We start from the raw sequence: 10,401 nt of genomic DNA, 5'->3' as shown, positions 1-10,401 counted from the left end.
TAGCACCGTTCTCAGCTTCTACACGCATCTCAAGGTTTTTCTTTGTGCTGTCAGTAACGACTTCACCGAGAAGTTCTGCGAATTTAGCAGCATGCTCAGCTTCTTCGTAAGCAGCTTTCTCCCAGTAGAGACCGATTTCCGGATAGCCTTCTCTGTGGGCAACTCTTGCCATTGCCAGATACATACCAACTTCAGAGCACTCACCCTGGAAGTTAGCTCTCAGGTCTTCAAGAATGTCTTCGCTCACACCCTGAGCAACACCAACAACGTGTTCAGCAGCCCATGTCATCTCGCCCTTCTGCTCTGTGAATTTGGAAGCAGGAGCCTTACACTGCGGACAGACTTCCGGAGCAGCGTCACCTTCGTAAACATATCCACATACATTACATACCCATTTTGCCATAATTTTGATCTCCTTTTCTTAATTAAGTTAGTTCTGTTTAATAATAGTAATAATTCTCAATAACTGTAGTTTCAATCTATCACATTGAATGCTCAAAGTCAAGTAAATGTCTGAAAATACATTATTTGTTCATACATTTCGGGCAAGTTCCGAAAAATCGTATATCGCATGCTGTGATCTTGCCGGAAAAGTTTCGACCGGCTTTCTCTATCAGATCGTCCATACCCTCTGTTTCCAGATCCAGGACATCTCCACAAGTTGTACACATGAAGTGACAGTGTGGTTCAACACAACCATCGAAATGATCTGCACCGCCGAAGTTGGACAGTTTTTGGATCTCACCGATCTCAGATAACAGAGAAAGGTTACGATATACGGTTCCCAGACTGATGTTGGGGTAGATTTTTTTCATATTTTCATAAACAACATCTGCGGTGGGGTGATCCTTACGGGTCATGAGAAATTCTTTGATCGATTCTCGCTGACGACTGTATTTCAATGTAGCCATATATCGCGTTTCCTTTCTGTAAATCAGTTCCTTAAATTATTCTCCGAAGTATCTTTTCAGTAATCCAGCGAATGCTTTGCCGTGTCTAGCTTCATCGCGAGCCATCTCATGTACTGTGTCATGGATCGCATCAAGGTTAGCAGCTTTGGCACGTTTAGCCAGGTCGAATTTACCAGCAGTAGCACCGTTCTCAGCTTCTACACGCATCTCAAGGTTTTTCTTTGTGCTGTCAGTAACGACTTCACCGAGAAGTTCTGCGAATTTAGCAGCGTGCTCAGCTTCTTCGTAAGCTGCTTTCTCCCAGTAAAGACCGATTTCCGGATAGCCTTCTCTGTGGGCAACTCTTGCCATTGCGAGATACATACCAACCTCAGAGCACTCACCCTGGAAGTTCGCTCTCAGGTCTTCGAGAATATCTTCGCTCACGCCCTGAGCAACACCAACAACATGTTCAGCAGCCCATGTCATCTCGCCTTTCTGCTCTGTGAATTTGGAAGCAGGAGCTTTACACTGCGGACATACCTCCGGAGCAGCATCGCCTTCATAAACATATCCACATACATTACATACCCATTTTGCCATAATCTTGATCTCCTTTTCTGATTAAGTTTGTTTTATTTAATAATAGTAATTGTTATTGTTTTCTTGTTGTGACTATACTGTATCATAATGGTATAGATTTGTCAACAAGGAAAATATATTTTTTTCAGACGGATTTTCTGATACAATAGAAAAGCGAAAAAAATAAGAAAGTCTTAATATTTTACCCCATAGATATTAATTCTTAAGCAGTATAGTAAAAACATGAAAACACAGGAGGCAGGGGAAATGGCAGAGATACTGGTATGTGATGACGACAAGGACATCGTGGAGGCAATAGAAATCTATCTGGCACAGGAGGGGCATCACATTCTCAAAGCATACGATGGTGAACAGGCGATCCGGGTTTTGCAGAATAATCCGGTGGATCTTCTGATCATCGACGTGATGATGCCGAAGCTGGACGGAATCCGGGCAACATTGAAGATCCGCGAAAAAAACGCTCTTCCTATCATAATTTTATCTGCAAAATCAGAGGATACAGACAAGATCCTCGGACTGAATGTCGGCGCAGATGATTATGTGACGAAACCTTTTAACCCATTGGAACTGATGGCGAGGGTAAAATCCCAGCTTCGCAGATATACGCAGCTGGGTGCAATGGCAGAAAAGAGAGGAAATGTTTACGAGACGGGCGGACTGATGATCGATGATGACCGTAAGGAAGTTACTGTCGATGGAGAAGCAGTCAAACTGACACCGATCGAGTACAGGATCCTTCTTTTTCTGGTCAAAAATCAGGGAAGAGTTTTTTCCATCAATCAGATCTATGAGAGTATCTGGGAAGAGGAAGCGATCGCGGCAGATAATACGGTAGCGGTTCACATCCGACATATCAGAGAAAAAATTGAGATCAATCCAAAGGAGCCGCGCTACCTCAAAGTTGTGTGGGGACTTGGGTATAAAGTGGAAAAGATCTGATTTTCTGAATGGACCTGTGGAAAACTCCTGTGTTTATAGCAGAGTCATTTAGCAGAAAGGAAATGGGGTATAAATGAAGACAAGATGGTATAGAAAAAGCGGTGTAAAAGGGCTTCTGGTGCTGCTGACAATAGTTTTTGTGACGGTAGCCTGCACGGGAGCCGGGGCATCCGTGCTTATCATGAGCAAAGGCGTTCAGCCATTGGACAGCAAAAATTATGTGGATTCCCAGAGCTTCCAGGATAATATGTACAGCCTTTCACATACGATCATTAATGCGATCAATGAGAGAGAAATCCTGGATCAGGCAGACGACGGAGAACTGGTTGACCTTGCGGAGCTGAATAAGGGAAAGACGCTGACGCACAAAAACACATCCGGACTTGCCTACAAGGCAGGGAATCTGTATGACTGGGCGAAGAAATCATCCTGGGATCGAAGTGCAAATGTTCTGATCTGCCGTCAGCCGGATGGCAGCGACTACTATATGTACTACAATGATTTTGCAGATAAGATTACTACTGGTGAACTGAAATTTGTTTTTGGCAGTGATGAAGACGGATGGACAGAGAATGCAAAGGATATACTGGCCATACTCTCCGGCAAAGAGTATACGTACTATGGTGACGCCAATGATAACATAGGAATCCGTAATGATGGTGTGGAATATGTTACCGACGCGGACGGGAATGTTGTTTACACAGATGTGCATAATTATGAATCCAGTGGAAATAACGATGCCCCACTGAAAGAAGCGTACAAACCGGATGGAGCGGACAGTATCCTTGATGTTGTAAACAACAGTGAAGAATGGAAAGGAAATATCAGCAAGGCATATGAGTATTTATACACGGCTCTGGTTGAATACAGTGATGCTTCTTATGGTGAAAAAGTCCTGAAAACTTATGCAACAGGTGTAACAAATGTTAACTACATGTACGTAGACACAAAATCCGATAAAGTGTACACCAATATAAAAGGCATCACATCAGCAAATTATGCAAAAAAACTGGATGAACTGACTTCCAGTGGTGATCCGCTTATGCTGATCGCTCCGGATCTGCAGGACTGTGCCCTGGGATTTTCCAATATCGCAGACTGGACAGTATCTTACTGGCAGAGCATGATCGAGAATACAGGACTTGGTGAGGAAAATTATCTCTATTTCGTTTCTGTAGATAAAGATTTTCCGGTATTAGACAGGATCAAGCAGGAAAAACTTGTCTATGAGAAGTTTGAACCATGGCTGGTATCGATCATGGTAATTTCTGTAGTGTCACTGGTTCTGGCACTTGCAGGACTTGTGATCCTGACGATCGGGGCCGGACGAAACAATGAAGATGAGAAAGTGCATCTGAATTTCCTGGACAGATGGTATACCGAGATTGTGGCAGGGATGATATTTATGATCTGGCTGCTGGGCACTTCGGTGATCGTCCAGACAATGGATTTTGAAGACATACGAATGGTCTGGAAAGTGACGGGATTCAGCATCCTGGGAATCTGGTGTGGCGGATGGTTCCTGACCGGCTGGCTGAGTCTGGTTCGCAGGATCAAGGCAAGATCTCTCTGGAGAGACAGCCTGCTCCGACACGTTCTGATATTGGTAAGAAAGTGTTTTTCTAAATGTAATGATCTGGTTGTCTTTCTCGGTGGCAATATGATCAGCAGGGTCAAAATAATTTTGTTATTTGGCATCTTTGTATTTTTGCAGTTTATGTTTTATGTAATGACGGTTAATGGTGGTTCAGCATTTGCTTTTCTTCTGCTGATTGTAATGGACTGTGCAGTTCTTTATTATCTTGTAAAAAAAGCCTGGGGAAGAGAGCAGATCATCGCTGGTCTGAAGAAGATCACTGACGGAGAACTCCAATACAAGATTCCAACAGAAAAACTTTCCGGTGAACAGGAACAGGTGGCAGATTATATCAACCATATTGGAGAGGGACTGGATGCAGCTGTAGAAAACAGCCTCAAGAACGAGCGCATGAAAACAGAGCTGATCACGAATGTCTCCCATGATATCAAGACACCGCTTACTTCGATCATCAATTATGTGGATCTTCTCAAGCGCGAGAATCCGGAAGACCCCAAGATCAGAGGTTATCTGGAAGTTTTGGAAAACAAGGCACAGCGGCTCAAAGTATTGACTGAAGATGTCGTAGAAGCCTCCAAAGCAAGCACCGGAAATATCACACTGGAAATGACGGACCTGAATTTCGTTGAACTGGTACATCAGGTGATTGGAGAATTTGAAGAGAAATTCGAAGAAAGAAATCTGACGATGGTAGTTCATTTCGATGAGGAAGAAGCAATCATCTGTGCAGATGGCCGCAGACTCTGGCGAGTCCTCGAGAATGTTTTTGGAAACGCATCAAAATATGCGATGGAAAACACAAGAGTTTACGTCGATGTAAAAGTTGACCGGCCAAACGTGCAGCTTTCCCTCAAAAACATCTCCGCACAGTCTTTGAACATCTCCGCAGACGAACTCACCGAACGTTTCATCCGCGGCGACGTCTCCCGAAACACCGAAGGCAGCGGACTTGGCCTGTCAATCGCCAAAGACCTCGTCCGGCTCCAGGGTGGAGAATTTAAGTTGTATCTTGATGGGGATCTGTTTAAGGTGACGATTGAATTTAAAATGAAATAATAACAAAAGACCTTGTTCTGAATGATATCAGAAGGAGGTCTTTTTTGCTGAATCCTAAACCTGTATCCGATCCGCAACTTCATTTCCAACTGCCAGGCGGCGGTTATTGCTTCCGATGATCAGCCAGTCGCGACATTTCTGGATGACCTGGATGGTGCTGCCTTCTTTGATATCCATCTTTCGCATAGTTTCAAGAATTTCCGGAACGCCGAACATCCATTTGATAGTACAGGTATCGCCTGCATTTGTCTGTGATAAAGCCTGCATAAAAATACCTCCTTTGATGAAAAATAGAAATGGTTAGTGTCAGATAATTTACCTTTTGTTTGTTGAATTTATTGTACAACTAAGAATATATGTTCGTCAATTGGAACATTAGGTAGTCTCTGCTCATATTGGATAGGAGATGCTGACAGAAGATAGTGTGTGCTAAATATGCAGGATTATGCATAGTTATAACACCGAAATTCGCGGTTTACAAATATAGGTAAATATGCTACTATTTTTAAAGGAGCGGAAACATGAGTTTCCGCAAAATATAAGCAAACTCAACGAACAAGAGAGTACATTTGCTGACCACATTACAGAGAATTCCCCGGAGGAAATTTCAGATTTTCGTGGCTGAGAGGGAGGTGCAGGTGCAGATGGAAGATGGCTTGGGAGAGGTGCAGTCGAGATGAGTATCGATGTTAATGGGAGGGTTCCTGGCATACAGAAAGCAATTTCTTAAAGGAAATAAGATTTAGTACTATTCAGACTGCAACAGGACCGCCTGTTATAGCGGAAGGGTATCAGGACAATAGCAGATTATCAGACTATTACAGTATTGGTCGGATTATCCGTATGGAATCGTACCCAACAAGGTTTCTGACCGCGAGGCAGGAACGAACAGAAGTGGTAACACGGGCAGGACTCGTCTTCTCTATGAGAAGGGGTCTTTTTTTTATTATAATCCAGGAGGAACAATAAAATGGACAAGCAGAAGTATTATATTACAACCGCGATCGCCTATACATCCGGTAAACCGCATATCGGCAACACCTATGAGATCGTACTGGCAGACGCGATCGCACGTTACAAGAGACAGGAAGGATACGATGTATTTTTCCAGACAGGAACTGACGAGCATGGTCAGAAGATCGAGCTCAAAGCAGAAGAAGCAGGAATCACACCAAAGGAATTCGTAGACAATGTATCCGGTGAGATCAAGAGAATCTGGGATCTGATGAACACATCCTATGACAAATTCATCCGTACCACAGACGCTGACCACGAGAAACAGGTTCAGAAGATCTTCAAGAAAATGTATGCAAAAGGAGATATCTACAAGGGACATTACGAAGGAATGTACTGTACACCTTGCGAATCCTTCTTCACAGAATCACAGCTCGTAGACGGCAAATGCCCGGACTGCGGACGCCCATGCGTTCCGGCAAAAGAAGAAGCATACTTCTTCAAAATGAGTAAATATGCAGACCGTCTGATCGACTACATCAACACACATCCGGATTTCATTCAGCCGGAATCACGTAAAAACGAGATGATGAACAACTTCCTTCTTCCGGGACTTCAGGATCTCTGCGTATCCAGAACATCCTTCAAATGGGGAATCCCGGTAGACTTCGATCCGAAGCACGTTGTTTATGTATGGCTGGATGCCCTGACAAACTATATCACAGGAATCGGTTATGACTGCGACGGCGAAAGCTCTGAACAGTTCAACAAACTGTGGCCGGCAGACCTTCATCTGATCGGTAAAGACATCATCCGTTTCCATACTATTTACTGGCCGATCTTCCTGATGTCACTTGACCTGCCGCTTCCGAAACAGGTATTCGGACATCCGTGGCTGCTCCAGGGCGATGGCAAGATGAGTAAATCCAAAGGAAACGTAATCTATGCAGATGAACTCGTAGATTTCTTCGGCGTAGATGCTGTCCGTTATTTCGTACTTCACGAAATGCCATTCGAGAACGATGGTGTCATCACATGGGAACTGATGGTAGAGAGACTGAACTCCGAGCTTGCAAATACTCTCGGAAACCTTGTAAACCGTACCATCTCCATGTCCAACAAATACTTCGGCGGCGTAGTAGAAAACAAAGGTGTTGCTGAACCGGTTGACGAAGACCTCAAAGCATTTGCACTGGCTGTTCCGGGCAAGGTTGCTGAGAAGATGGACAAACTGCGTGTTGCAGATGCAATGACAGAGGTATTCACTCTGTTCAAACGTCTGAACAAATACATCGACGAGACTATGCCATGGGCTCTTGCAAAAGATGAAGCAAAGAAAGATCGTCTTGCAACCGTTCTCTACAACCTGGTTGAAGGAATCACCATGGGAGCAACTCTTCTGGAATCCTTCATGCCGGAGACAACAGAGCGCATCCTTGCGCAGTTAAATGCAGAAAAACGTACTCTTGAAGACTTGAAGACATTCGGACTCTATCCGTCAGGAAACAAAGTAACCGAAAAACCGGAGATCCTGTTTGCACGTCTTGACCTCAAAGAAGTACTTGCAAAAGTAGAAGAACTTCATCCGAAGAAAGAAGAGCCGGTTGAGGAGAAAAAAGAAGAAAATGTGATCGACATCGAAGCAAAACCAGAGATCACATTTGACGATTTTGGAAAACTTCAGTTCCAGGTTGGTGAGATCATCGCCTGCGAAGAAGTAAAGAAATCCCGTAAACTTCTCTGCTCTCAGGTTAAGATCGGAAGCCAGGTACGCCAGATCGTATCCGGAATCAAATCTCACTACAGCGCAGAAGAAATGGTAGGAAAGAAAGTTATGGTCGTTACCAACCTGAAACCTGCCAAACTTGCAGGAATCTTAAGCGAAGGTATGATCCTCTGTGCAGAAGATGCAGACGGAAACCTGTCCCTGATGGTACCGGAGAAAGAAATGCCGGCAGGAGCAGAAATCTGCTAAAGACTGTTAAGCTATAAAAAATTTATTCAGGAAGTTCAGGACAGAGGGCAGAAATTCTGCCGAAACTGTTTATGATGAACTTCCTGAATTTATATTTAAAAGGAGACAGGACTTTTTATGGAAAAGGGTTTTACACATTTTGACCAGAATGGAAATGCGGTGATGGTTGACGTTTCCGGGAAACAGGTCACATACAGGACTGCCCTGGCGACAGGATATATTTCCGTGGGACCGGAGATCATGGAAGCAGTAACAGCAGGAAATGTCAAAAAAGGAGATGTCCTCGGCGTAGCCAGAGTTGCAGGGATCATGGGAGTCAAAAAAACTTCCGAGCTGATTCCAATGTGTCATCCGCTGCCGATACAGAAATGTTCCATTGATTACGAACTGGATCAGCAAAAAAATCGGATCCACGTTTTCTGTACTGTAAAGACAGAGGGCAAAACCGGCGTGGAAATGGAAGCACTGACAGGTGTCCAGGTGACACTTCTGACCATTTATGACATGTGCAAGGCAATCGACAAGCACATGGTCATGTCAGAGATCCATCTGATCGAAAAAACAGGCGGAAAAAGCGGAGATTTCCGTTTTGAGAACAGATAAAAGAAAATGGAGGAAATATGAAACGAGTAGCGATCATCACATCAAGTGATACAGGATATCGTGGCGAAAGAGAAGACTTAAGCGGACCTGCGATCAAAGAAATCGTAGAACGCGAGGGATATGAAGTTGTATCCATGGACATCCTTCCGGATGATCAGGTTATGCTTGCCGGCAAAATGCAGGAAATTGCAGACAAAGAGATGGCAGAACTGATCCTGACAACAGGCGGAACAGGATTTTCAGAGAGGGATGTTACACCGGAGGCAACCGAAGAAGTTATTGAGCGCAGAGTACCGGGAATCCCGGAGGCAATGCGTGCATACAGCATGACGATCACAAAAAGAGCAATGCTGAGCCGTGCAACTGCCGGAATCCGAGGAAAGACACTGATCATCAATCTTCCGGGAAGTCCGAAAGCGGTTAAGGAAAGTCTGGAATACATCATCGATGCACTGGGACATGGAATCGAGATCCTGACAGGAGAAGCAGGAAACTGTGCACGCAAATAAAAAGGGGTAAATAGAAACAGGAGGTTTTTTATTATGGGTAGAGTAATCGCAGTATGTATCAGCAAGGAAAAAGGAACACAGAAGTATCGTATACCGGAAGGTGAATTCATAGAAGAATGGGGAATCAAGGATGACGCACATGCGGGCAAATGGCACCGTCAGGTCAGTCTTCTTTCCTATGACAAGATCCAGGAATTCCGCGCGAAAGGTGCCGAGATCGAAGATGGAGCTTTTGGAGAAAACCTGGTAGTCGAAGGCTTTGACTTTGCCAAACTTCCGGTGGGAACGAAATTTCGATGCAACGATGTAGTTCTTGAGATGACGCAGATCGGCAAGAAATGCCATCACGGCTGCGCGATCTTCCAGAAGATGGGCGACTGCATCATGCCGAGAGAGGGCGTTTTTACGAGAGTTCTTCATGGAGGCGTGATCCATGAAGGAGATGAATTGGTGATAATCGAGGAGAATGAATAATTGGAAACACATATGATTTTTGAAACACATGCTCATTATGATGACGAAGCTTTTGAGGCAGACAGGGAGGAACTTCTGGATTCCATGCAGGAAAACGGAATTGACAGAATCGTCAATGCCTGTGCTTCGCTTGAAAGTCTGAAGGACACAGAAGCTCTTATGGAAAAATATCCGTTTGTTTATGGTGCATTTGGAATCCATCCGGATGATGCGGATAAGATGACAGAGGAGACTCTTGAGGAGATCCGGAAGCTTTGTAAACTGCCGAAAGCAGTAGCGGTCGGTGAGATCGGGCTGGATTATTACTGGCACAAGGAAGAACATGAGCATGAGATTCAGAAAAAGATGTTCCGTGCACAGATGGAGATCGCAAGGGAGGCACAGATGCCGTTTATGATCCACAGCAGGGAAGCTGCGAAGGACACTCTGGACATAGTGAAGGATTGCATGAAGGGTGGAATGTACGGCGGTATCATTCATTGTTTTTCTTATGCGAAGGAGATGGCGCGGGAGTATCTGGATATGGGACTTTATCTGGGAATTGGCGGTGTGGTCACGTTTAAGAATGCGAAGAAACTTAAGGAAGTTGTGGAGTATGCACCGCTTGATCAGATCGTTTTGGAAACGGACAGTCCGTATCTGAGCCCGGAACCGAATCGCGGAAAGCGGAATGATTCCAGGAATCTGGTGTATGTGGCGAGAGAGATCGCACGGATCAAAGGTGTGACAGAAGATGAGGTTATTGCGGTGACGGAAGGGAATGCGGAGAGGCTGTTGTTGCGATAAGGTCTAATGCCGTAC

At 44.6% G+C, this 10,401-nt stretch carries 11 protein-coding genes; 7 read left to right on the top strand and 4 right to left on the bottom strand.

Going from position 1 to position 10,401, the window contains the following annotated elements:
• The 3 genes from DWX28_RS07470 to DWX28_RS07460 all read right to left on the bottom strand — a co-directional run.
• On the bottom strand, positions 1-403 hold a 403-nt coding region (locus DWX28_RS07470; RefSeq protein ID WP_243002371.1), incomplete at its 3' end, for a rubredoxin-like domain-containing protein.
• Positions 404-524: 121 nt separating this feature from the next.
• Positions 525-911, bottom strand: coding sequence for a Fur family transcriptional regulator (locus DWX28_RS07465; RefSeq protein ID WP_022213198.1), 387 nt, complete (start codon positions 909-911; stop codon positions 525-527).
• A 36-nt stretch (positions 912-947) separates the two neighbouring features.
• On the bottom strand, positions 948-1,493 hold the full coding sequence (locus DWX28_RS07460; protein ID WP_118252316.1) for an NADH peroxidase: 546 nt from the start codon (positions 1,491-1,493) through the stop codon (positions 948-950).
• 246 nt (positions 1,494-1,739) lie between these two features.
• Between DWX28_RS07460 and DWX28_RS07455 the strand changes: the two genes are divergently transcribed.
• Both DWX28_RS07455 and DWX28_RS07450 read left to right on the top strand, forming a co-directional pair.
• The gene (locus tag DWX28_RS07455; RefSeq protein WP_117593674.1) at positions 1,740-2,432 is read left to right on the top strand and encodes a response regulator transcription factor; all 693 of its coding nucleotides are present in this window, start codon (positions 1,740-1,742) and stop codon (positions 2,430-2,432) included.
• Positions 2,433-2,505: 73 nt separating this feature from the next.
• Entirely contained in the window at positions 2,506-5,085 is a 2,580-nt protein-coding gene (locus tag DWX28_RS07450; protein ID WP_118252315.1) for a sensor histidine kinase, read from the top strand.
• Positions 5,086-5,139: 54 nt separating this feature from the next.
• Here the strand turns inward: DWX28_RS07450 and DWX28_RS07445 are convergent, their stop codons facing one another.
• Positions 5,140-5,352 carry a FeoA family protein gene (locus DWX28_RS07445; RefSeq protein WP_117593672.1) on the bottom strand — a complete coding sequence of 71 codons (213 nt, stop codon included), beginning with the start codon at positions 5,350-5,352 and terminating at the stop codon, positions 5,140-5,142.
• 703 nt (positions 5,353-6,055) lie between these two features.
• Here DWX28_RS07445 and metG point away from each other — a divergent pair.
• The 5 genes from metG to DWX28_RS07420 all read left to right on the top strand — a co-directional run bounded on the left by metG (position 6,056) and on the right by DWX28_RS07420 (position 10,386).
• Entirely contained in the window at positions 6,056-8,014 is a 1,959-nt protein-coding gene (metG, locus tag DWX28_RS07440) for a methionine--tRNA ligase (RefSeq protein WP_118252314.1), read from the top strand.
• A 117-nt stretch (positions 8,015-8,131) separates the two neighbouring features.
• Positions 8,132-8,617, top strand: coding sequence for a cyclic pyranopterin monophosphate synthase MoaC (gene moaC, locus DWX28_RS07435; protein WP_022215087.1), 486 nt, complete (start codon positions 8,132-8,134; stop codon positions 8,615-8,617).
• Positions 8,618-8,634: 17 nt separating this feature from the next.
• Positions 8,635-9,126, top strand: coding sequence for a MogA/MoaB family molybdenum cofactor biosynthesis protein (locus DWX28_RS07430; protein ID WP_022215086.1), 492 nt, complete (start codon positions 8,635-8,637; stop codon positions 9,124-9,126).
• Positions 9,127-9,159: 33 nt separating this feature from the next.
• The gene (locus DWX28_RS07425; protein ID WP_022215085.1) at positions 9,160-9,600 is read left to right on the top strand and encodes an MOSC domain-containing protein; all 441 of its coding nucleotides are present in this window, start codon (positions 9,160-9,162) and stop codon (positions 9,598-9,600) included.
• 12 nt (positions 9,601-9,612) lie between these two features.
• Positions 9,613-10,386 (top strand): TatD family hydrolase, encoded by a 774-nt coding sequence (locus tag DWX28_RS07420; RefSeq protein ID WP_118252363.1) that lies wholly within the window; start codon positions 9,613-9,615, stop codon positions 10,384-10,386.
• Positions 10,387-10,401: the final 15 nt, after the last annotated feature.

Source organism: Blautia sp. AF19-10LB (assembly GCF_003461245.1).
Taxonomy (GTDB): Bacteria; Bacillota; Clostridia; order Lachnospirales; family Lachnospiraceae; genus Blautia_A; species Blautia_A intestinihominis.
The sequence above is the reverse complement of the archived record's forward strand: the minus strand, read 5'-3'. Positions and strand labels throughout refer to the sequence as shown.